The organism is Streptomyces globisporus C-1027, assembly GCF_000261345.2.
In the GTDB taxonomy this organism is placed as follows: domain Bacteria; phylum Actinomycetota; class Actinomycetes; order Streptomycetales; family Streptomycetaceae; genus Streptomyces; species Streptomyces pakalii.
On sequence record NZ_CP013738.1, the window covers coordinates 1,969,059 to 1,991,344 of the forward strand.

A 22,286-nucleotide genomic window follows, 5' to 3' on the forward strand; every position below is an offset into this window, starting at 1 on the left:
CGGCACTCCCCGCAGGGCGGCCGTTTCCCGACCGCCTTACCGGTCAGAAGGACCGTCGGGAAGGCCGCCGCCGTCACGGAGCAGGAACTGCGCGCGTAGGCTCATTCCCGGCACATCGTCGGGGCGTCTACGATGCGCCGGGCACGGTCGGCCCACCCCTCGGCCGCACACGAACTCAACGGAAGCGAGATTTCACCACCGTGACTGCTCTCACTCTCAGCACTGCCGGTGCGGCGACGCTGCGCGCCGACGCACTCGTCGTCGGCGTCGCCAAGGGCGTCAAGGGACCGGTCCTGGCACCCGGCTCCGAGGCCGTGGACAAGGCGTTCGACGGCAAGCTCGCCGCCGTCCTCGCGACCCTGGGTGCCACCGGTGCCGAGGGCGAACTGACCAAGCTGCCCGCCGCGTCCGGCCTCAAGGCCCCGGTCGTCGTCGCGGTCGGCCTCGGTCCGGTCCCGGACAAGGAGGACGCCTACGACGCCGAGGCGCTGCGCCGCGCGGCGGGCACCGCGGCCCGTGCGCTGTCCGGCTCGAAGAAGGCGGGCTTCGCGCTGCCCGCCGGCTCCGTCGAGGACGCCGCCGCCGTCGCCGAGGGCGCGCTCCTCGGCTCGTACGCCTTCACCGCCTACCAGGGCGGCGAGAACAAGCTGGCCCCCAAGGACGCCAAGTCCAAGGACAGCGGCCCGAAGCAGCCGCTCGCCGAGGTGACCCTGCTCGGCGGCAAGCCGCGCGACAAGGGCTACAAGGCGGCCGTCGAGCGCGCCCTGGCCCTGGTCGAGGAGATCAACCGGGCCCGCGACCTCATCAACACCCCGCCGAACGACCTCTACCCCGAGTCCTTCGCCGCCGTGGCCACCGCCGCGGGCAAGGAGCACGGCATCAAGGTCCAGGTCCTCGACGAGAAGGCCCTCGTCAAGGGCGGCTACGGCGGCATCCTCGGCGTCGGCCAGGGCTCCGCGAACGGTCCGCGCCTGGTGAAGCTCGCCTACACCCACCCGAAGGCGGAGAAGACCCTGGCCTTCGTCGGCAAGGGCATCACCTACGACTCGGGCGGCATCTCGCTCAAGCCGGCCGGCCACAACGAGACGATGAAGTGCGACATGAGCGGCGCCGCCGCCGTGTTCGCCGCCGTCGTCACGGCCGCCCGCCTCGGCCTGAAGGTCAACGTCACCGGCTGGCTGGCGCTGGCCGAGAACATGCCGTCCGGCAACGCCACCCGCCCCGGTGACGTGCTGCGCATGTACAGCGGCAAGACCGTGGAGGTCCTCAACACCGACGCCGAGGGCCGGCTCGTCCTGGGCGACGCGCTCACCCGCGCCTCGGAGGAGAAGCCCGACGCGATCGTCGACGTGGCGACCCTGACCGGCGCGATGGTGCTGGCGCTCGGCAACCGCACCTTCGGCATCATGGCCAACGACGACGCCTTCCGTACGTCGATCCACGAGATCGCCGACGAGGTCGGCGAGGCCTCCTGGCCGATGCCGCTCCCCGCCGACCTGCGCAAGGGCATGGACTCCCCCACCGCCGACATCGCCAACATGGGCGAGCGGATGGGCGGCGGCCTGGTCGCCGGCCTGTTCCTGAAGGAGTTCGTGGGCGAGGGCATCGCCTGGGCGCACCTGGACATCGCGGGCCCGGCCTTCCACGAGGGCGCCCCGTACGGCTACACACCGAAGGGCGGCACCGGCTCCGCGGTCCGCACCCTGGTGCGGCTCGCCGAGCGCACCGCCGACGGCGACCTGGGCTGAGCGATCAGCCGTGTACGGCCCCGGGCATAGGTCCGGGGCCGTACGTGTTGTCCGGGCGGAACCGGTGAGAAGGAGACAGGGTTTCGCTCTCGACGAACAGCAGCGGAATCCGTAGGTACCTACGCAGCAGTAACCCTCCGGAACGGACGATCATCCGTCCCGGACCCGGGCCCCGCGTCCCGCCCACCGTCGACAAGTGCGAAGATGGGTTCTCGGCAGGACAGGGCCCCCACCACAGGGCCGAAGACAAAAGCGGCCGCACACCAGCCGACCGGCCGGTCACACCCCAGCGACGGGGCCCGGCGTACGGCGCACATGCATGGAGGACGTGACGTGGCGAACGACGCCAGCACCGTTTTCGACCTAGTGATCCTCGGCGGTGGCAGTGGCGGTTACGCCGCGGCCCTGCGCGGAGCGCAGCTGGGCCTGGACGTCGCCCTGATCGAGAAGGGCAAGGTCGGCGGTACCTGCCTGCACAACGGCTGCATCCCCACGAAGGCCCTGCTGCACGCGGGCGAGATCGCGGACCAGGCCCGCGAGTCGGCCCAGTTCGGCGTGAAGGCCACCTTCGAGGGCATCGACATGGAGGCCGTCAACAAGTACAAGGACGATGTGATCTCGGGCCTGTACAAGGGTCTGCAGGGTCTCATCGCCTCGCGCAAGGTCCACTACATCGAGGGTGAGGGCAAGCTCTCCTCGCCCACCTCGGTGGACGTGAACGGCCAGCGCATCCAGGGCCGCCACGTGCTGCTGGCGACCGGCTCCGTGCCGAAGTCGCTGCCCGGCCTGGAGATCGACGGCAACCGGATCATCTCCTCGGACCACGCGCTGAAGATGGACCGCGTCCCGAAGTCGGCCATCGTCCTGGGCGGCGGCGTCATCGGCGTCGAGTTCGCCTCGGCGTGGAAGTCCTTCGGCACCGAGGTCACGATCGTCGAGGGCCTCAAGCACCTCGTGCCGGTCGAGGACGAGAACAGCTCCAAGCTTCTTGAGCGCGCGTTCCGCAAGCGCGGCATCAAGTTCAACCTCGGCACCTTCTTCGACAAGGCCGAGTACACGCAGGACGGCGTCCGTGTGACGCTGGCCGACGGCAAGACCTTCGAGGCGGAGATCCTCCTCGTCGCGATCGGCCGCGGCCCGGTCTCGCAGGGCCTCGGCTACGAGGAGCAGGGCGTCGCGATGGACCGCGGCTATGTCCTGGTCGACGAGTACATGCAGACCAACGTCCCGACGATCTCGGCCGTGGGCGACCTCGTCCCCACCCTCCAGCTCGCCCACGTCGGCTTCGCCGAGGGCATCCTGGTGGCGGAGCGTCTGGCCGGTCTCAAGACCGTCCCGGTCGACTACGACGGCGTGCCCAAGGTGACGTACTGCCACCCCGAGGTCGCCTCCGTCGGCATCACCGAGGCGAAGGCCAAGGAGATCTACGGCGCGGACAAGGTCGTCGCCCTCAAGTACAACCTCGCGGGCAACGGCAAGAGCAAGATCCTGAAGACCGCGGGCGAGATCAAGCTCGTCCAGGTCAAGGACGGTGCCGTGGTCGGCGTCCACATGGTGGGCGACCGCATGGGCGAGCAGGTCGGCGAAGCCCAGCTGATCTACAACTGGGAGGCGCTGCCCGCCGAGGTCGCCCAGCTCATCCACGCACACCCGACGCAGAACGAGGCGATGGGCGAGGCTCACCTGGCGCTGGCCGGCAAGCCCCTCCACGCCCACGACTGATCCCCCGGTCCCGGGCGCGACGACCGACCACTTCCGCATTTTCGTAAGGAGCAACTGAAACCATGTCGGTTTCCGTAACCCTTCCGGCGCTCGGCGAGAGCGTCACCGAGGGCACTGTCACCCGTTGGCTGAAGGCCGAGGGCGAGCGCGTCGAGGCCGACGAGCCGTTGCTCGAGGTCTCGACCGACAAGGTCGACACCGAGATCCCGGCCCCCGCGTCCGGCGTTCTGTCGTCCATCAAGGTCGCCGAGGACGAGACCGTCGAGGTCGGCGCCGAGCTGGCCGTCATCGACGACGGCTCCGGCGCTCCGGCCGAGGCCGAGGCTCCGGCCGCCGAGGAGGCCCCGGCCGCCGAGGCTCCGGCCCCCGCCGCCGAGGAGCCCGCCGCCCCGGCCCAGGAGGCCCCCCAGGCCGAGGCCCCGGCCGCCTCCGGCGGTTCCGCCGAGGGCACCGACGTCACCCTCCCCGCGCTCGGCGAGAGCGTCACCGAGGGCACCGTCACCCGCTGGCTCAAGGAGGTCGGCGAGGAGGTGGCCGAGGACGAGCCGCTGCTCGAGGTCTCCACGGACAAGGTCGACACCGAGATCCCCGCCCCGGTCGCCGGTGTGCTGCTGGAGATCGTGGTCGGCGAGGACGAGACCGCCGAGGTCGGCGCCAAGCTCGCCGTCATCGGCGCCCCGGGCGCGGCTCCGGCCGCCGCTCCGGCGCAGCCCGCCGCCGCCCCGGCCCAGGAGGCCCCGAAGGCCGAGGCCCCCAAGGCCGAGGCGCCGAAGCAGGAGGCCCCCGCGGCTCCCGCCCCGGCTCCGGCCGCTCCGGCTCCGGCCGCTCCGGCCGCCCCCGCGGCTCCGGCACCGGCACCGGCTGCCCCGGCGCAGCCCGCCCCCGCCGCCCCGGCACCGGCCGCCCAGGCCGCGCCCTCCGGTGACGACGGCGCGTACGTCACGCCGCTGGTCCGCAAGCTCGCGTCCGAGAACAACGTGGACCTGAGCTCGGTCAAGGGCACCGGCGTCGGCGGCCGTATCCGCAAGCAGGACGTCGTCGCCGCCGCGGAGGCCGCCAAGGCCGCCGCCGCAGCCCCGGCGCCCGCCGCTGCTCCGGCCGCCGCCAAGGCGCCGAAGCTGGAGGCCTCCCCGCTGCGCGGTCAGACCGTCAAGATGACCCGGATGCGCAAGGTCATCGGCGACAACATGATGAAGGCCCTGCACTCGCAGGCCCAGCTGACCTCGGTCCTCGAGGTCGACATCACCAAGCTGATGAAGCTGCGCAACCAGGCCAAGGCCGCGTTCGCCGCCCGTGAGGGCGTCAAGCTGTCCCCGATGCCGTTCTTCGTGAAGGCGGCGGCCCAGGCGCTGAAGGCCCACCCGGTCATCAACGCCCGGATCAACGAGGACGAGGGCACCATCACGTACTTCGACTCGGAGAACATCGGCATCGCCGTGGACGCCGAGAAGGGTCTGATGACCCCGGTCATCAAGGGTGCGGGCGACCTGAACATCGCCGGTATCGCCAAGAAGACCGCGGAGCTCGCGGGCAAGGCGCGCGGTGGCGGCCTGACGCCGGACGACATGTCCGGCGCCACCTTCACCATCAGCAACACCGGTTCGCGCGGCGCCCTGTTCGACACCGTCATCGTCCCGCCGAACCAGGCCGCCATCCTGGGCATCGGCGCGACGGTCCGCCGTCCCGTGGTCATCGACCACCCGGACCTCGGCGAGACCATCGCGGTGCGCGACATGACGTACCTCTCGCTCTCCTACGACCACCGTCTGGTGGACGGCGCGGACGCCGCCCGCTACCTGACGTCGGTCAAGGCGATCCTGGAGGCGGGTGAGTTCGAGGTCGAGCTCGGCCTCTGAACGCCCCGGCTGTAACCAGCCTCACCAGCGGCGCCCCCGCCCGGAACCCTTCCGGGCGGGGGCGCCGCCGTATTGTCTAAACACCACGGGCGACCTGCCGCGCCCGTGATGATGTAGGCAGCACCGGTCTGCCCTGAAGGAGCCCTCCATGACCCCGCCCGTCGTCCACTCGCTGCGCGAACAGATCCGCGAGCACATCGTGGAGGGGATCGTCAGCGGGCGCTGGAAGCCGGGTGAGCGGATCGTGGAGCGCCGCATCGCCACCGAGCTGGAGGTCAGCCAGACCCCGGTGCGTGAGGCGCTGCGGGAGCTGGAGACGCTCCGGCTGATCGAGTCGGCCCCCAACAAGGGCGTCCGGGTCCGCAATCTGACCGCCGCCGACCTGGAGGAGAGCTACCCGGTCCGGGCCGGCCTGGAGCAGATCGCGGCCGAGCTCGCGGCCCCCCGGCTCGGCCGGGACTGTTCGGCGCTGGAGCCGCACGTGGCGGCGCTGTACGAGGCGGACCGGCTGGCCGACGGCGAGGCCCAGGTGCGGCACACGGTCGGCTTCCACCGGGAGATGGTGCGGGCCGCCGGGAACGCGGTGCTGCTGCACACCTGGGAGGGCCTGGGCATCGAGGTGTTCACGGCGCTGTCGATCCGCTGGCTGGGCACGGTGCAGAAGTCGTACGCGGAGGAGCACCAGGCGCTCATCGACGCGTTCCTCGCCGAGGACCCGCAGATCGGGGCCCTGGTGAAGGCGCACGTCCTGGGCTGCGCGCCGCGCGCCTGAACCACCGGATCATCTGGCGTGCGGCCTGCTCTTCCGTGCAGGTCAGCGCCCTTTTTGCGCGCTATTTGGCGTCACTCCGTGCCCTGTTTCGAGGCACCCCATGCCACTTTTCTTCGTATCGAGAAGTTTTGCCTTCAATCCTTTGATCGATCATCGATCAGCGTCTTACAGTTCATTCCGCGGGCCCACCGGCCCCATCGCTCTGTCCTGCCAGATAGAGCCTTCTCCACCCCCCTCCTCTCCGGAAGGCGGCGATCATGACCGACCCCGTAGGAAAGCTTCCGAGCGAGCTCGACCAGCTCCCGGACCGTGACCCCGAGGAGACCGCCGAATGGGCGGCCTCCCTCGACGCCGTCACCAAGGCTGCCGGCCCGCACCGTGCCGCGTACCTGATGCGCCGCTCGCTGCAGCACGCCGAGGGCGCCGGTCTCGCGCTGCCCAAGCTGCTGGAGACCGATTACGTCAACACCATCCCGACCGCAGCCGAGCCCGCGTTCGACGGCGACCTGGAGATGGAGTCGAAGATCACCGCGTGGAACCGCTGGAACGCGGCCGCGATGGTGACCCGGGGAGCCCGGTACGGGGTCGGCGGCCACATCGCCACCTTCGCCTCGGCGGCCTGGCTCTACGAGACCGGCTTCAACCACTTCTTCCGCGGCAAGGAGGGGGACGGCTCCGGCGACCAGCTCTACATCCAGGGCCACGCCTCCCCCGGCATCTACGCCCGCGCCTTCCTCGACGGGCGGCTCACCGAGCAGCACCTCGACAACTTCCGCCAGGAGTCCGGTGGCGAGGGCCTGCCCTCCTACCCGCACCCGCGGCGGCTGCCCTGGCTGTGGGAGTTCCCCACCGTGTCGATGGGCCTCGGCCCGCTCTCGGCCATCTACCAGGCGCGCTTCAACCGCTATCTGGCTAACCGCTCCATCAAGGACACCGCCAACTCGCACGTCTGGGCGTTCCTGGGCGACGGCGAGATGGACGAGCCCGAGTCGACCGCCGCCCTGGCCCTCGCGGCCCGTGAGCAGCTCGACAACCTGACCTTCGTCATCAACTGCAACCTGCAGCGCCTCGACGGCCCGGTCCGCGCCAACTTCCGCGTGGTCCAGGAGCTGGAGGCGCAGTTCCGCGGGGCCGGCTGGAACGTCGTCAAGACGCTCTGGGGCAACGCCTGGGACGAGCTGTTCCAGCTGGACACCCAGGGTGCGCTGCTGCGCCGCCTGCGCGAGGTCCCGGACGCGCAGTTCCAGACGTACGCCACCCGCGACGTCGCCTACATCCGCGAGCACTTCTTCGGCACCGAGCCCGCCCTCGTCGAGCTGGCGAAACTGCTCACCGACGCGAAGATCGCCGAGTGTTTCTACACCTCGCGCGGCGGCCACGAGGCCCGCAAGGTCTACGCGGCGTACAAGGCGGCCGTCGAGCACAAGGGCGCGCCGACCGTGATCCTGGCCCAGACGGTCAAGGGCTACACGCTCGGCAAGGGCTTCGAGTCCAAGAACGCCAACCACCAGATGAAGAAGCTGTCGATCGACGAGTTCAAGGGCATGCGCGAGCTGCTCGGCCTCCCGATCCCCGACAGCGCCTTCCAGGACGGCCTGGTCCCCTACGGCCACCCGGGCGCCGACTCCCCCGAGGTCCGCTACCTCCAGGAGCGCCGCGCCGCGCTCGGCGGCCCCGCCCCGGCCCGCCGGCTGCACGCCTCGGCGCCGCTGCCGCAGCCCGAGGAGCGCGCGTTCAAGGCCCTCTACAAGGGGTCCGGCAAGCAGGAGATGGCCACCACCATGGCGTTCGTCCGCCTGGTGAAGGACCTGATGCGGGACAAGGAGACCGGCAAGCGCTGGGTGCCGATCGTCCCGGACGAGGCCCGTACCTTCGGTATGGAGTCGCTGTTCCCGTCGGCCGGTATCTACTCGCCGCTGGGCCAGACGTACGACCCGGTCGACCGCGACCAGCTGATGTACTACAAGGAGGCCAAGGACGGCCAGATCCTCAACGAGGGGATCACCGAGGCCGGCGCCATGGCCGACTTCATCGCCGCCGCCACGTCGTACGCGACGCACGGCGAGACGATGATCCCGTTCTACATCTTCTACTCGATGTTCGGCTGGCAGCGGACCGGCGACCAGATGTGGCAGCTCGCCGACCAGCTCGGCAAGGGCTTCATCGTCGGCGCCACGGCGGGCCGTACGACCCTGACGGGTGAGGGCCTCCAGCACGCGGACGGCCACTCGCACCTGATCGCGGCCACCAACCCGGCCTCGCTCAACTACGACCCGGCGTTCGCGTACGAGGTGGCGGTGATCGTCAAGGACGGTCTGCGCCGGATGTACGGCCCCGACGCCGAGGACGTCTTCTACTACCTGACGGTCTACAACGAGCCGAAGCCCCAGCCCGCGATGCCCGAGGGCGTCGAGGAGGGCATCGTCAAGGGCCTGTACCGCTTCAAGGAGGGCACGCCCGCGACGGCGGACGCGCCGCGTCTCCAGCTGCTGGCCTCCGGTACGGCGATCCACTGGGCCCTGGAGGCCCAGGAGCTGCTGGCCGCCGACTGGGGTGTCACGGCCGACGTCTGGTCCGCCACCTCGTGGGGCGAGCTGCGCCGCGACGCGCTGGAGGCCGACGAGGCGCTGCTCCGCGGTGAGGTGCAGGTCCCGTACGTGACGCAGGCGCTCTCCGGGGCCCCGGGCCCGGTGCTCGCGGTCAGCGACTGGATGCGCCAGGTACCGGACCAGATCAGCCAGTGGGTGGAGCAGGACTGGTCCTCGCTCGGCACGGACGGCTTCGGCCTCTCCGACACCCGCGACGCGGCCCGCCGCCACTTCGGCGTCGACGCGCAGTCGATCGTGGTGGCCTCGCTGGCCCAGCTCGCCAAGCGCGGCGAGGTCCCGGCCTCGGCGGTCAAGGAGGCCCGGGAGCGCTACGGCCTCTGAGCCGTCGGCGTGACCTGACCCCCGGCCGCCGGGGCGGAAGTGCCCGACAGCGCTTCCGCCCCGGCGGCCGGGGGTTTTCGCCACCGTCACAATGGGCCCATGCGCGCTGCCCGGCTGATCAAGATGGTGCTGCTCCTGCAGGCCCGCCCCGCGATGACCGCCGCCGAGCTGGCGGCCGAGCTGGAGGTGTCGGAGCGTACGGTCACCCGGGACGCGCAGGCCCTCTCCGACGCGGGCGTCCCGGTGTACGCGGAGCGCGGCCGGGCCGGCGGCTACCGGCTCGTCGGCGGCTACCGCACCCGGCTGACCGGTCTCGCCCGGGACGAGGCGGAGGCGCTGTTCCTCTCCGGGCTGCCCGCCGCGCTGCGCGAGATGGGCCTGGAGGACGCGGCGTCGGCCGCCCGTCTCAAGGTGTCGGCGGCGCTCATGCCCTCCCTGCGCGACGCCTCGTCCTCCGCCGCCCGCCGCTTCCACCTGGACGCGCCCTCCTGGTACCACGAGCCGGAGACCCCGGAACTGCTGCCCGCGATCGCCGACGCGGTCTGGGACGACCGGCTGCTGCGGGTGCGCTACCGCCGGGGCGGGGGCCGCGACCACACGGGGGCGGAGGTGGCGCGGGAGCTCGCTCCGTACGGTCTCGTCCTCAAGGCCGGTATCTGGTACCTCTGCGCCCGGGCGGGCCAGGACTTCCGGGTCTACCGGATCGACCGCTTCACCTCGGTGGAGGCTGCCGACGAGCGCTTCGACCGGGACGAGAGCTTCGACCTGCCCGGGTTCTGGGCGGAGCGGGCCGCCGGGTTCGCCCGGTCCCTGCTGCGTACCGAGGTGACCGTACGGGTGTCCGAGCGCGGCGGGCGGATGCTCGCGTACGCCGGTGACCGGGCGGCGGCCGCAGCGGCGCTCGCACAGGCCTCGGAGCCGGGCCCGGACGGGTGGCGGACGCTGACGCTGCCGGTGGAATCCCTGGATGTGGCGTACGGCCAGCTGCTGGCGCTGGGGCCCGAGTTGGAGGTGGTGGCGCCCGAGGAGCTGCGGGCGCGGTTCACCGAAGCGGCCGAACGCCTGCGCGAGTTGTATCGCTGAAAGGCGTCAATTCGGTGTCTGCGCGTGCGGGAGCCCCCGGCAGGCTGGATGCTGGACCCGTGATGGACGAAACGGAATTCTGGGAGATCATCGACAGCACCCGCGAGGCCGCCGACGGCGACCCCGAGGACCATGCCGACCTGCTGGTGGAACGGCTGACGCAGCTCGATCCCGATTCCGTGCTGGACTTCGCCCGGCACTTCGAGGCCCGCTACAACCGCGCCTACGTCTGGGACCTGTGGGGCGCCGCGGCCGTGCTGCTGGGCGGGGCGAGCGACGACGCCTTCGACTGGTTCCGCTGCTGGCTGATCGGCCAGGGCCGGGAGGTCTTCGAGGGGGCGCTGCACGATCCGGACGCCCTGGCGGAGCTGCTGGACGACTTCGACGAGGAGGTCGACGGGGACGGCGAGGAGCTGGGCTACGCGGCCGACGAGGCGTACGAGCAGCTCACCGGGGTGGTCGCGCCGGACCTGGGGCTGCCGCCGCAGTCCGCCGAGCCGCTGGGCTCGCCCGTCGACTTCGAGGACGAGGGGGCGCTCGCCGCCCGCTTCCCCGAGCTGTGGGACCGCTTCGGGCCGCGGTGACGACCCGCGCTCAGGCGGGGCCGAGCGAGCGGCCCATGCAGACGTCGTCGACGTAGGCCCCGTTCAGGAAGAACTCCCCGGGCAGCACCCCTTCGACGGCGAAGCCCTCGGAGGCGTAGAGCGCGCGGGCGGGGGTGTTGTGGCCGAGCACCCGCAGCGTGATCCGGTTGGCGCCCTGGCGGCGGGCCTCGGCGAACGCGGCCCGCAGCAGGGTCCGCCCGACCCCGGCCCCGCGCGCCCAGGTCGCCACGGCGAGCCCCTTTATCTGGCGGACGTGGGCGTTGGAGACGAGCGGGGTGGGCGGGACGAGCCGGATGTACCCGGCGATGCCCACCTGACCGTCCGGCGTCTGTGCCTCCACCACGAGGAAGTCCTCCGGCCCGTGGCCCGCGTCGAAGAAGGGCTCGTACGGAGGCACCGGCCTCGGCAGGACCGCGTGCAGCGTCGACCAGGTGGACCGGTCGAGCTCGGCGAGCGCGTCGTCGTCGGCGAGGAGGGCGGGGCGGACGGAGCGGAGTACGGGGGCGACCATGGGCTCACTGTGTCATGGGGTGTTCCCCGTGTTCGAGGCGTTTGATGGGGCAGGATGGGCCCATGCCGAGCTCCCGTATCGCCGTCAGCGGATCGTCCGGACTCATCGGAGCGGCGCTGGTGCGCTCGCTGCGCGCCGACGGGCACGAGGTGGCCCGCCTGGTGCGCCGACCCGCGAGAACCGGCGACGAGGTCGAGTGGGACCCCCAGCGGGGTTACGTGGACGTGGCCGGCCTCGTCGGCTGCGACGCGGTCGTGCATCTGGCCGGGGCCGGAGTGGGCGACCACCGCTGGACCGAGGACTACAAGCGGGAGATCCGGGACAGCCGGGTCCTGGGGACCGCCGCCGTCGCCGAGGCCGTCGCCTCGCTCGACACCCCGCCGCGGGTCCTGCTCTCCGGATCCGCCATCGGCTTCTACGGCGACACCGGAAGCTCCCCGGTGGACGAGAGCGCGCCGCCCGGGGACGGGTTCCTGCCGTCGGTCTGCGAGGAGTGGGAGGCGGCCACCGCCGCCGCCGAGGAGGCGGGGGTGCGTACCGTGCACGCCCGGACCGGACTGGTCGTCGGCCGCGAGGGCGGTGCCTGGGGGCGGCTCTTCCCGCTGTTCAAGGCGGGGCTGGGCGGAAAGCTGGGCAGCGGCCGCCAGTACTGGAGCTTCATCGCCCTGCACGACCATGTCGCGGCGCTGCGCCACATCCTGGACACGGAGTCGCTGGCCGGGCCGGTGAACCTGACCGGCCCCAGGCCGGTCACCAACGCCGAGGTGACCGCCGCCATGGGCCGGGTGCTGCGCCGTCCCACGCTGTTCCCCGCGCCGGCGCCCGCGCTGAAGCTCGTACTCGGGGAGTTCGCGGAGGACGTGCTGGGCAGTCAGCGGGTGATCCCGGCGAAGCTGCTGGACTCCGGCTTCTCCTTCGCGTTTCCCGACATCGACGGGGCGATTCGCGCCGCGCTGCGGTGAGCGGGGCGCGTGGCCGTCCGGAATCACACCTGTGGGGTGATGTGCCCCTAAGGTTCCGATGGGCAGGATTCCTCTGTAACTAGGTGGGATGTCATGGGCGACTATGTCCTGGTGCACGGGGCCATGCACGGTGGATGGTGCTGGCGCTCCGTGCGCGACCTGCTCTCCCGGGCCGGCCACCGGGTGTTCACGCCGAGCCTGACCGGTCAGGGCGAGCACCGTCACCTTCTCGGCCCGGACGTCGGCGTCGCCACGCACGTGCAGGACGTGGCCGGTCTCCTCCACTACGAGGATCTCGGCGAGGTGCACCTGGTCCTGCACAGTTACGCCGGAGTCCTGGCGGGCCCGGTGGCCGAGCGGGCGGCCGGGCGTCTCGCCTCGGTCACCTTCCTCGGAGCGTTCGTGGTCCGGCCGGGCGAGTGCCTTCTGGACGTCGAACCGCCCGAGACGGCGGACCGGTACCGCGCCTTGGCCGCCGCGAAGGGTGACGGCTGGTATCTGCCCGCCGACGCCTCCTTCCTCACCCAGTGGGGCATCACGGACGAGGTGCTGAGGGCCTGGGTGGCGCCCCGTCTCACCGACTTCCCGCTGCGCTGCCAGACGGACGCCGTCGACTTCGACCCCGGCCCGCTCGCCGGGCTTCCGACGGCGTACGTGCAGCACACCCGGCCGCCGCTTCCCAGCCTCGAACCGTCCCTGGAGAGAGCGCGGGCCCACGGCTGGGACATCCACTCCGTCTCGGCCGGTCACGACATGATGCTCGAAGCTCCGGAGACCACGACGCGTCTGCTGACCCGCATCACCGAGCGCGGGGAATCCGGTCCGTAGGCGGTTCGGCGGTCCCGGGGCGGCGTGTGCGACCCCGTGCCCCGGTGCTCCCCGGCGCGCGTCTGACCCAGTATCAGCCATCCTCCTAGCCTCGATGCGAACTCCGGCTTTCCGGGGACCTGTTGGGGGCAAGAACCCCCCACCAGTCGCACCGACTCGGGGAGGGGCACGTGCGCAGCACGGCACATCACGCAGACGTGATCATCATCGGGGCCGGGATAGCCGGCCTGTCAGCGGCTCATCTGCTGACCGGGGCGGGGCTCGGCGTCAGTGTTCTGGAGGCCGCGCCCCGGGTGGGCGGCCGGCTCGCCACCGACGCGGTGGACGGCTTCCGGCTCGACCGCCTCGGCCCGCTGCTCTGCACCTCCTGGCCCGAGCTGACCGGCACCCCGGGGCTCGGCGCCCCGGAGCTGCGGGAGTTCGCGCCGGGGGTCCTGGTCCACAGCGAGGGACGTCGCCATCTCACCGGCGACATACGGAGCGCGAGGGGCGCACTCAAGGCGGCACGCACCCGATCGAGCGCCCCCTGGGCCCACCGCGCTCCACGCACGCCCCGCGTACTCCGGGGTTCCGCGGTTGCCGGGGCTCCTGCGGCTTCGGGCGCCGCCGGTTCGGCGCAGGGCGTGTACGGGCACGAGATCGGCGCTCCGGCGCGCGGCGGCGGCCGGGGCGGCGTGGTGACCGGCGCGATCGACCGGGCCCGGCTGGGTGCGGCGCTGCACCGGCTGGCCCTCACCCCGGAGGCCCGGCTGCTGGCCCGCCCGGAGCGAACGGCCGCCGACGCCCTGGCGGGGGTGGGGCTGCCCGGCCGTACGGTGGACGGCATCCTGCGCCCGCTGCTGGCCGCGCTGCTCAGCGACCCCGCCCTCACCACGTCGAGCCGGTCCGCCGATCTGGCGCTGCGGGACTACGCGCGCGGCGGCCTGTGCGTACCGGCGGGCGGATCGGCCGCGCTGCCGGAACTGCTGGCGGCCGCGCTGCCGGCGGGCACGGTCCGGACCGGGGTGCATGTGACGGCCGTCGGCATCACCTCCGTACGCACCAAGGAGCACGGCGAACTGGGGTGCCGCTCGCTGCTGCTGGCGACCGGGGCGGGGGCCGCGGCCGAGCTGCTGCCCGGGCTGCGGGTGCCGTCCTTCCGCCCGGTGACGGTCCTTCACCACACCGCGCCCGCCCCGCCGCCCACGGGCAGGTCGCTGGTGCTGGACGGTGACCGGTCGGGCCCGGTGGCGTACACCTCGGTGATGAGCGAGGTCGACCCCTCGCGCGCGCCGGAGGGCCGGGCGCTGATCACCTCGACGGTGCTCGGGACCCCGCCGCCGGACCTGGACCGTTCGGTGCGGGCGCATCTGGCGGCGCTGTACGGCGTACCGACGGACGGCTGGGAGCTGCTGGCGGCCCATCACGACCCGGAGGCGGTGCCCGCGATGGAGGCCCCGCACGATCCGCGCCGCCCGGTGCGGGTGCTGGCCGGTCTTTACGTGTGCGGCGACCACCGCGACACGAGCACGGTCCAGGGCGCGCTGCACTCGGGCCGCCGGGCGGCCGGGGCGATCCTCACGGACCTGGGCGTGCCGGGCGCGCACGAGGGTGGCCTGCCCCGGGCCGCATGAGGCCGGGGCTGCCGGAGGCGATGGGGCCGCACCGCGCGTGGGCCCCCGCCGCATGAGGCCGGGCTGCCGGAGGCGGCGTGCCGCGGTCGCCGTGCGGACGCCGGGCCCGTGTCGCTCGCCCCGCCCGGCCCCTGCGGGCTCAGCCGAGGGCCGCGACCCGGTCGCGGTAGCCGCGTACGGCGACCGCGTCCCGGTACGGCTCCAGGCTGCGCTCGAAGGCGCGGACGTACTCCGTGGCGCGCACCGAGCGCATCTCGGCCGCCTGCTGGGCCGCCTCAGCACCGAGCTGGCAGGCCTGCTCCAGCTCGCCGAGGCCCAGGCGGGCCGAGGCGAGGACCACCCGGCAGAACAGCCTGCTGCGGGCGTACGCCGGGGCGCGCAGCTGGAGCGAGCGCTCGGCGTGCTGGGCGGCGGCCCGGTACTGCTGGAGGTCGCGGTGGCAGTGGCCCAGCTCGTCCGCGAGCTGCGCCTCGTCGAAGGCGCGGGCCCAGTGCGGCGCCTCGTCGCCGGGGCGCGCGGTCTCCAGGGCGTGTTCGGCGCGGGTCAGCGCGGCGGTGCAGGAGCGGGCCTCGCCGAGCACCGCGTGGCCGCGCGCCTCGACGGCGTGCAGCAGCGACTGGACGAGGGGCGGGGCGGCCGAGCCGATGCCCTGCTGGGCGACGCGGGCGAGCTGGACGGCTTCCCTGCCGTGCCCGAGGTAGACCGCCTGGCGGCTCATCGTGAGCAGCACGTAGGCGCCGTAACCGCGGTCCCCGGCGGCCTGGGCGAGCCGGAGCGCCTGGACGAAGTACCGCTGGGCGAGGCCGTGGGCGGCGATGTCGTACGAGGTCCAGCCGGCCAGCCGGGTCAGGTCGGCGACCGCGGCGAACAGCCGCCGCCCGGTCGTCTCGCCGTACGTGCCCCGGAGCATCGGCTCGGCCTCGTGCTCCAGATACCGCACGAGGGCCTGCCGGGCGTGGCCTCCGCCGTAGGCGTGGTCCAGGGTCCGGAAGAGCTCGCCGACCGAGCGCAGCGCGGCGACGTCCCCCGATCCGACCCGCTGACCGGGGCCGCGGTCCGTCTGGCGCTGGCGCGGGACCACGGGCAGCGCCCCGGCCCCGGGGTGCGCCCCGGCGGCGGGCGGGTGCGTCGCGGGCGGGTGCGTCGCGGCGGGCCCCGACGGGGTGGGCCGGTGCGGCCCGGCGGGAGGTCGGGCCAGGGTGCGGGCCTCGGTGCGCGATGCCCCGTCCGTACGCCCCGGGTCCATGCGCCCCGCAGCCGCGCCCCCAGCCTCTCCCCCGGCGCGGCGGGTGGCCCCGCCGTCGCGGGCCACCCATTCGTCGGCCCGGCCGATCAGCCAGTCGCGGCTCGGGACGACGAGTCCGGCGGGCGTGAAGGCGATCTTGCGCAGCTCCGTGTGCGTACCGGAGTCCTTGCGCCACAGGCCGCTGACGATGTCGACGGCCTCGGCGGGGGTGGCCGCGAACTCCAGTCCCGCGTAGACGGGGGCGCAGGCGTCGAGCCCGAGGTCCTGCGCGGAGAGCCGCCGGCCGAGCCGCCGGGTGAACACCTCGGCGATCAGCGCGGGGGTGGTGCCGCGCGGCTGCTGTCCCCGCAGCCAGCGGGTGACCGAGGTCTTGTCGTACCGCAGGTCGAGGCCGTGTTCGAGGCCGAGCTGATCGACCCGGCGGGCGAGGCCCGCGTGGGAGAACCCGGCTTCCGCGATGAGTGAGGCGAGTCGGCGGTTGGGCGTGCGCTGCGAGGGTCGTTCCGACATCAGCTGTACGGTCTCCTGCCTTCGGGGCCGGACGGGCAGCCCTCATGGGAACGGCGCGAATTTAGCGGCCACCGGGGCGGTCACTGCCACCCTTTGCTCCACGTTCATCCGATCGTGTGAGGATTCCGGACAGAGCTGACGGAAACGCCCGACACATGAGTGCGCGCCCGCCGGGCGCGCGGAACAGCCTTTCCACCTGCCGGAGGGCTGTTCGGGCGACGGTCGTACAGTGGATGGGGGCGCGATCAGTGCAGGGCACCGTCATCCCGGGGACACCCCTCCGGGCCTGCGGGGCCCACAGAGGGAGGCATCGGTGAGCGAGCTGCGGTTCGTCCGTCTGGGCTTCGGCGAACAGGCCGTCGAATACACGGAGGCCTGGCAGAAGCAGCGCGAGGTGCACGCGGACCGGTTCGAGGACCGGGTGCCGGACACCTGTCTGCTCCTGGAACATCCGCCCGTCTACACCGCGGGGCGCCGCACGGCCGACAGCGAGCGTCCGCTCGACGGCACCCCCGTCATCGACGTGGACCGCGGCGGGAAGATCACCTGGCACGGTCCGGGCCAGCTCGTCGGCTACCCGATCCAGAAGCTGCCGCGTCCGGTCGATGTCGTCGCGCATGTGCGGCGGCTGGAGGACGCGCTGATCCGCACGGCCGCCGACTTCGGCGTGGAGACCACCCGGGTCGAGGGCCGCAGCGGGGTCTGGGTGCTCGGCGACCCGGTCGAGCAGCGCCAGGCGCTGGGCGGGCTCTCGCTGGACTTCGACCCGAGGCTCGAGGACGAGGAGTTCGACGCCCGGCTGAACGGCCCGGAGTACGCCCCGTCCAACGCCGGGCAGCGCCGCGAGGACCGCAAGCTGGCCGCGATCGGCATCCGGGTGGCCAAGGGCGTCACTATGCACGGATTCTCGCTCAACGTGAACCCGGACAACACCTGGTTCGACCGGATCGTCCCGTGCGGCATCCGGGACGCCGGGGTCACCTCCCTCGCCAACGAACTGGGCCGGGAGATCACGATCGAGGAGGTGCTGCCGGTCGTCGAGAAGCATCTGCGGGACATCCTGGAGAACGCGGACCTCGCACCGCGCGAGATCGAGCGGCCACAGGCTCCGGTGCCGGCGCCGCAGGCTTCGGTCCCGGCGTGAGAAGCCACCGCCGTAGGGGCCGCCCGGGGCGCCACGGCCGTACCGGTCAGTAGCCCGGCCATCGCCATCGGCCGGGGAATAGGCCCCGTCGGCCGCAGGTTGGCCAGACGTAAGGCCGTTCGATGTAGGGGCGTACCCTGGTGTTCGCCGAAGAATCCAAAGTGAATCCCTCGCGCATCGCTCGCGCATCCCACGCGAACCCGACGCGAATCCAACGCAGCAGAGAGCAAAGGGGAGCCGGAGTGTCCGCTGTCGCACCCGACGGGCGCAAGATGCTGCGCCTGGAGGTCCGGAACAGCCAGACCCCCATCGAGCGCAAGCCCGAGTGGATCAAAACGCGGGCGAAGATGGGCCCCGAGTACAAGCAGCTGCAGCAGCTGGTGAAGGGTGAGGGCCTGCACACGGTCTGCCAGGAGGCGGGCTGTCCCAACATCTTCGAGTGCTGGGAGGACCGCGAGGCCACCTTCCTCATCGGCGGCGACCAGTGCACCCGGCGCTGCGACTTCTGCCAGATCGACACCGGCAAGCCGCAGGCGCTGGACCGTGACGAGCCCCGCCGCGTCGGCGAGTCCGTCGTCACGATGGACCTGAACTACGCCACCATCACCGGCGTCGCCCGCGACGACCTGGAGGACGGCGGCGCCTGGCTGTACGCGGAGACCGTCCGCCAGATCCACACGCTCACCGCGGAGCGGGAGGCCGGCGCGACCAAGGTCGAGCTGCTGATCCCCGACTTCAACGCGGAGCCCGAGCAGCTCGCCGAGGTCTTCTCCTCGCGTCCCGAGGTGCTCGCGCACAACGTGGAGACGGTGCCGCGGATCTTCAAGCGGATCCGCCCCGGCTTCCGCTACGAGCGTTCCCTGGAGGTCATCACCCGGGCCCGCGAGGCCGGTCTGGTGACCAAGTCGAACCTGATCCTCGGCATGGGCGAGACCCGCGAGGAAGTCAGCGAGGCGCTCCAGGACCTGTACGACGCGGGTTGCGAGCTCATCACGATCACGCAGTACCTCCGCCCCTCCGTACGGCACCACCCGGTCGAGCGCTGGGTGAAGCCGATGGAGTTCGTCGAGCTGAAGGACGAGGCCGACGCGATCGGCTACTCCGGTGTGATGTCGGGTCCGCTGGTGCGGTCCTCGTACCGCGCGGGGCGGCTCTTCCAGCAGGCGATGGACGCGCGCGGTGCCGCCGCAGGGACCGTCCAGGCCGTGTGAATCCGCTCACGAGTGGCCACCACGCCCGCGCCGCATGACCGAAGCGGTCCGGACGCTCCCCGCAGGTGAGGGACGCGTACGGACCGCTTCGGCGTGCGCGGCGCCGGAATCAAGGCTTCATTGGTGTTTGACCGCCCGGTCACGCGCTGGTAACACCGAGCAGTGACCCTAGGTACACGTGCGGCAGCGACTCCAGCCGCCGCCGTCACTGCTTCCCGCACTCATCCGCGCCCCTGGGGCGCATCGTTTCCGAGGGGGAACACCACGATGCAGGCCGCACCGGTCCGCGCCCACGCCCTTCCGTCCGTCACCACCGCCCTGCGCGCCGTCGAGTCGCTGCTGCTGAGCAGCGGCCAGCGCACCGCCCGCCGCAACGCCTGGACGGCCGTCCTGGAGGACCGCCGCCGCGCCAAGGACCGGGTGGAGGCCCAGCACGTGCTGGACGCGGTGGCCGGCCACCGCTCCTAGCCCGCTCCTCCCCTCCCGGGGTCGCTCGCGCGTACCCGGACCGCTCCCACGTTCCTGGGTCGCTCCCTCGCCACGTAAACTTCAGTACATGGCGAGGAAGGCAAAAACTGAAGGCGCGGACAGCGCCGAGAACGCGGGGCGACTCAAGCAGATCGCCCTGACCTACAAGATGACCAGGCGGACCGACAGCAAGATCGGTCTTGTCGTCGCAGGTGTCGGAATCGTCACGTTCGGTGTCCTCCTCGGCATCGGCTTCGCGATCGGCCACCCGGTCTATCTGGGCATCCTGGGCTTCGTCCTGGCCGTCCTCGCGATGGCGATCGTCTTCGGCCGACGCGCCGAGCGGGCGGCCTTCGGTCAGATGGAAGGCCAGCCCGGAGCGGCGGCCGCCGTCCTGGACCGGATCGGACGCGGCTGGACGACCACCCCCGCGGTGGCGATGAACCGCAGCCAGGACGTCGTCCACCGGGCGGTCGGCAAGGCCGGCATCGTCCTGGTCGCCGAGGGCAACCCGAACCGGGTGAAGGGCCTGCTGGCGGCCGAGAAGAAGAAGATGGCCCGCATCGTGGTGGACGTGCCGGTGCACGACATCATCGTCGGCAACGGCGAGGGCCAGGTGCCCCTGAAGAAGGTCCGCACCAAGATGCTGAAGCTTCCCCGCGTCCTGACCGGCCCGCAGGTGACCTCCACCAACGACCGGCTGCGCGCGATGGGCGACCTGATGAGCAACATGCCGCTGCCGAAGGGCCCGATGCCGAAGGGCATGCGGATGCCGCGCGGCGGAAAGATGCGCTGACCGCGACCTACGTGAACGGGGCGGCCCCGGGACCTTCACCGGTCCGGGGCCGCCCCGTTTCTCATGTCCGTACGTCTCAGGAGCTCCCGGGAGGGGTCACATCCGGACCTGGACGGACCGCGACAGCCGGTCGTGCAGGCCGCGCCCGTCGCGGTCCCAGACGAGCGCGGGGATGACGAGCAGGAGCAGTACGGTCCGCACGGCCACGCGCACGAACCCGAGCCGCCCGCCGTCGTCGGCGACCACGCGCACGCCCAGCAGCCGCTTTCCGGGCGTGCAGCCGACGGTGCCGACGGTCAGCAGGCTCATCACGAGGAAGACCCCGAGGGCCCAGTTGCCCGCCGCCTGCTGGTCACCGCGAGCGAACAGCCCGTATGCGATCAGCATGCAGAGGGTCCAGTCGATGAAGATGGCCCCGAAGCGCCGGCCGAGCGGCGCGATCGAGCCGGGCCCTTCCTCGGGCAGGCCGAGGCCCTTGCCCCGGTAGCCGAAGTCGGCGCCCATCTCCTCGGCGGCCGCGCGGGGCCCCGAGAGCCACGATCCGATTGCTTGCCTGTTGTCCACCCGTCCACGGTACTGCGCCCGGGTTTGGGCCCGGCCGGGCGGGGCACGGAAACAGCCGCACGGAGACCGCCGCTGAGATGCCGCCCACCACCGCCCCGGTTAACTTGGGCGAAACAAATGGGTCACGCTTGAGAAATCGAGCCTGCCTATGGTCGGGTCCAGCGTGCGCCACCGCACTGGCCGCACCACGAGCTACACAACCCCCGCCCCTCCCGGGTCGGGAGGAGGAGGAGTTGGATGTTCCAGAACGCCGACGAAGTGCAGAAGTACGTAGCGGACAACGACGTCAAGTTCATCGATGTCCGGTTCTGCGACCTGCCCGGGGTGATGCAGCACTTCACGATCCCGGCAGCGTCCTTCGACCCGGCCGAGGAACTGGCCTTCGACGGTTCGTCGATCCGCGGCTTCCAGGCCATCCACGAGTCGGACATGGCGCTGCGTGCGGACCTGTCGACGGCTCGGGTGGACCCCTTCCGCCGCGACAAGACCGTCAACATCAACTTCTTCATCCACGACCCGATCACGGGCGAGCAGTACAGCCGTGACCCGCGCAACATCGCCAAGAAGGCCGAGGCCTACCTCGCCTCGACCGGCATCGCGGACACCGCGTACTTCGGCCCGGAGGCCGAGTTCTACGTCTTCGACAACGTCCGCTTCCAGACGTCGGCGAACGAGAGCTTCTACCACATCGACTCCGAGGCCGGCGCCTGGAACACCGGTGCGGTCGAGAACAACCGCGGTTACAAGGTCCGCTACAAGGGCGGCTACTTCCCGGCCCCGCCGGTGGACCACTTCGCCGACCTGCGGGCCGAGATCTCCCTGGAGCTGGACAAGAACGGCCTCCAGGTCGAGCGCCAGCACCACGAGGTCGGCACCGCCGGCCAGGCGGAGATCAACTACAAGTTCAACACGCTGCTCGCCGCGGCCGACGACCTGATGCTCTTCAAGTACATCGTGAAGAACGTCGCCTGGCGCAACGGCAAGACCGCGACCTTCATGCCGAAGCCGATCTTCGGCGACAACGGCTCGGGCATGCACGTGCACCAGTCGCTGTGGCAGGGCGGCTCGCCGCTCTTCTACGACGAGCAGGGTTACGCCGGCCTGTCGGACATGGCGCGCTACTACATCGGCGGCATCCTGAAGCACGCCCCGTCGCTGCTGGCCTTCACCAACCCGACGGTGAACTCCTACCACCGCCTGGTCCCCGGCTTCGAGGCCCCGGTCAACATGGTGTACTCGCAGCGGAACCGTTCCGCCGCGATGCGTATCCCGATCACCGGCTCGAACCCGAAGGCCAAGCGCGTCGAGTTCCGCGCCCCGGACCCGTCCTCCAACCCGTACCTCGCGTTCTCCGCGCTGCTGATGGCGGGCCTGGACGGCGTCAAGAACAAGATCGAGCCGGCCGAGCCGATCGACAAGGACCTCTACGAGCTGGCTCCCGAGGAGCACGCCAACGTCCAGCAGGTCCCGACGTCCCTCCCGGCCGTGCTCGACGCCCTGGAGGCGGACAACGAGTACCTCCAGGCGGGCGGCGTCTTCACGTCCGACCTGATCGAGACCTGGATCGACTACAAGCGCACGAACGAGATCGCCCCGATCCAGCTGCGGCCGCACCCGCACGAGTTTGAGCTGTACTTCGACATCTAGGAAGACCTCTCGGGCCTCCGCGCTCCGAAACACCGTGGGCCCGCCACCTCCAGCTGGAGGTGGCGGGCCC

At 71.9% G+C, this 22,286-nt stretch carries 18 protein-coding genes; 15 read left to right on the top strand and 3 right to left on the bottom strand.

What is annotated here, in order from left to right; translation table 11 throughout:
- Positions 1-200: 200 nt before the first annotated feature.
- The 7 genes from WQO_RS08660 (at position 201) to WQO_RS08690 (ending at position 10,695) form a co-directional block, all read left to right on the top strand.
- The gene (locus WQO_RS08660) at positions 201-1,748 is read left to right on the top strand and encodes a leucyl aminopeptidase (protein ID WP_010057770.1); all 1,548 of its coding nucleotides are present in this window, start codon (positions 201-203) and stop codon (positions 1,746-1,748) included.
- A 333-nt stretch (positions 1,749-2,081) separates the two neighbouring features.
- Positions 2,082-3,470, top strand: coding sequence for a dihydrolipoyl dehydrogenase (gene lpdA / locus WQO_RS08665; RefSeq protein ID WP_010057769.1), 1,389 nt, complete (start codon positions 2,082-2,084; stop codon positions 3,468-3,470).
- 62 nt (positions 3,471-3,532) lie between these two features.
- Positions 3,533-5,326, top strand: a complete 1,794-nt coding sequence (sucB, locus tag WQO_RS08670) for a 2-oxoglutarate dehydrogenase, E2 component, dihydrolipoamide succinyltransferase (RefSeq protein ID WP_010057768.1) — start codon at positions 3,533-3,535, stop codon at positions 5,324-5,326.
- Between the two features lie 148 nt (positions 5,327-5,474).
- Entirely contained in the window at positions 5,475-6,098 is a 624-nt protein-coding gene (locus tag WQO_RS08675; protein WP_010057767.1) for a GntR family transcriptional regulator, read from the top strand.
- Between the two features lie 257 nt (positions 6,099-6,355).
- Positions 6,356-9,028 carry a pyruvate dehydrogenase (acetyl-transferring), homodimeric type gene (gene aceE, locus WQO_RS08680; RefSeq protein ID WP_010057766.1) on the top strand — a complete coding sequence of 891 codons (2,673 nt, stop codon included), beginning with the start codon at positions 6,356-6,358 and terminating at the stop codon, positions 9,026-9,028.
- A 99-nt stretch (positions 9,029-9,127) separates the two neighbouring features.
- Positions 9,128-10,111 (top strand): helix-turn-helix transcriptional regulator, encoded by a 984-nt coding sequence (locus WQO_RS08685; RefSeq protein ID WP_010057764.1) that lies wholly within the window; start codon positions 9,128-9,130, stop codon positions 10,109-10,111.
- 62 nt (positions 10,112-10,173) lie between these two features.
- A complete protein-coding gene (locus WQO_RS08690) occupies positions 10,174-10,695 on the top strand; it encodes a DUF4240 domain-containing protein (protein WP_010057763.1) in 522 nt (173 codons plus the stop codon).
- Between the two features lie 10 nt (positions 10,696-10,705).
- Here the strand turns inward: WQO_RS08690 and WQO_RS08695 are convergent, their stop codons facing one another.
- Positions 10,706-11,227 (bottom strand): GNAT family N-acetyltransferase, encoded by a 522-nt coding sequence (locus tag WQO_RS08695; protein WP_010057762.1) that lies wholly within the window; start codon positions 11,225-11,227, stop codon positions 10,706-10,708.
- Positions 11,228-11,289: 62 nt separating this feature from the next.
- On the opposite strand from WQO_RS08695, the gene WQO_RS08700 reads away from it, so the two are divergent.
- From WQO_RS08700 to WQO_RS08710, 3 genes are all read left to right on the top strand, one after another.
- Complete coding sequence (locus WQO_RS08700) at positions 11,290-12,189, top strand: TIGR01777 family oxidoreductase (protein ID WP_058953919.1); 900 nt, start codon at positions 11,290-11,292, stop codon at positions 12,187-12,189.
- 93 nt (positions 12,190-12,282) lie between these two features.
- Complete coding sequence (locus WQO_RS08705; protein WP_010057759.1) at positions 12,283-13,017, top strand: alpha/beta fold hydrolase; 735 nt, start codon at positions 12,283-12,285, stop codon at positions 13,015-13,017.
- Between the two features lie 170 nt (positions 13,018-13,187).
- Positions 13,188-14,630 carry an FAD-dependent oxidoreductase gene (locus WQO_RS08710; RefSeq protein WP_010057758.1) on the top strand — a complete coding sequence of 481 codons (1,443 nt, stop codon included), beginning with the start codon at positions 13,188-13,190 and terminating at the stop codon, positions 14,628-14,630.
- 139 nt (positions 14,631-14,769) lie between these two features.
- Here the strand turns inward: WQO_RS08710 and WQO_RS08715 are convergent, their stop codons facing one another.
- On the bottom strand, positions 14,770-16,386 hold the full coding sequence (locus tag WQO_RS08715; RefSeq protein ID WP_010057757.1) for a hypothetical protein: 1,617 nt from the start codon (positions 16,384-16,386) through the stop codon (positions 14,770-14,772).
- Between the two features lie 313 nt (positions 16,387-16,699).
- Between WQO_RS08715 and lipB the strand changes: the two genes are divergently transcribed.
- The 4 genes from lipB to WQO_RS08735 all read left to right on the top strand — a co-directional run bounded on the left by lipB (position 16,700) and on the right by WQO_RS08735 (position 20,005).
- The gene (gene lipB / locus WQO_RS08720; protein WP_010057755.1) at positions 16,700-17,530 is read left to right on the top strand and encodes a lipoyl(octanoyl) transferase LipB; all 831 of its coding nucleotides are present in this window, start codon (positions 16,700-16,702) and stop codon (positions 17,528-17,530) included.
- A gap of 242 nt (positions 17,531-17,772) precedes the next feature.
- The gene (gene lipA, locus WQO_RS08725; RefSeq protein ID WP_010057753.1) at positions 17,773-18,741 is read left to right on the top strand and encodes a lipoyl synthase; all 969 of its coding nucleotides are present in this window, start codon (positions 17,773-17,775) and stop codon (positions 18,739-18,741) included.
- A gap of 267 nt (positions 18,742-19,008) precedes the next feature.
- Entirely contained in the window at positions 19,009-19,209 is a 201-nt protein-coding gene (locus WQO_RS08730; protein WP_010057752.1) for an SCO2195 family GlnR-regulated protein, read from the top strand.
- 88 nt (positions 19,210-19,297) lie between these two features.
- Positions 19,298-20,005: a DUF4191 domain-containing protein gene (locus WQO_RS08735; RefSeq protein ID WP_030718702.1), complete on the top strand. Its 708-nt coding sequence runs from the start codon at positions 19,298-19,300 to the stop codon at positions 20,003-20,005.
- Between the two features lie 96 nt (positions 20,006-20,101).
- Here the strand turns inward: WQO_RS08735 and WQO_RS08740 are convergent, their stop codons facing one another.
- On the bottom strand, positions 20,102-20,509 hold the full coding sequence (locus WQO_RS08740) for an RDD family protein (protein ID WP_010057748.1): 408 nt from the start codon (positions 20,507-20,509) through the stop codon (positions 20,102-20,104).
- A gap of 297 nt (positions 20,510-20,806) precedes the next feature.
- Between WQO_RS08740 and glnA the strand changes: the two genes are divergently transcribed.
- Complete coding sequence (glnA, locus tag WQO_RS08745; RefSeq protein WP_010057746.1) at positions 20,807-22,216, top strand: type I glutamate--ammonia ligase; 1,410 nt, start codon at positions 20,807-20,809, stop codon at positions 22,214-22,216.
- Positions 22,217-22,286 lie beyond the last annotated feature (70 nt).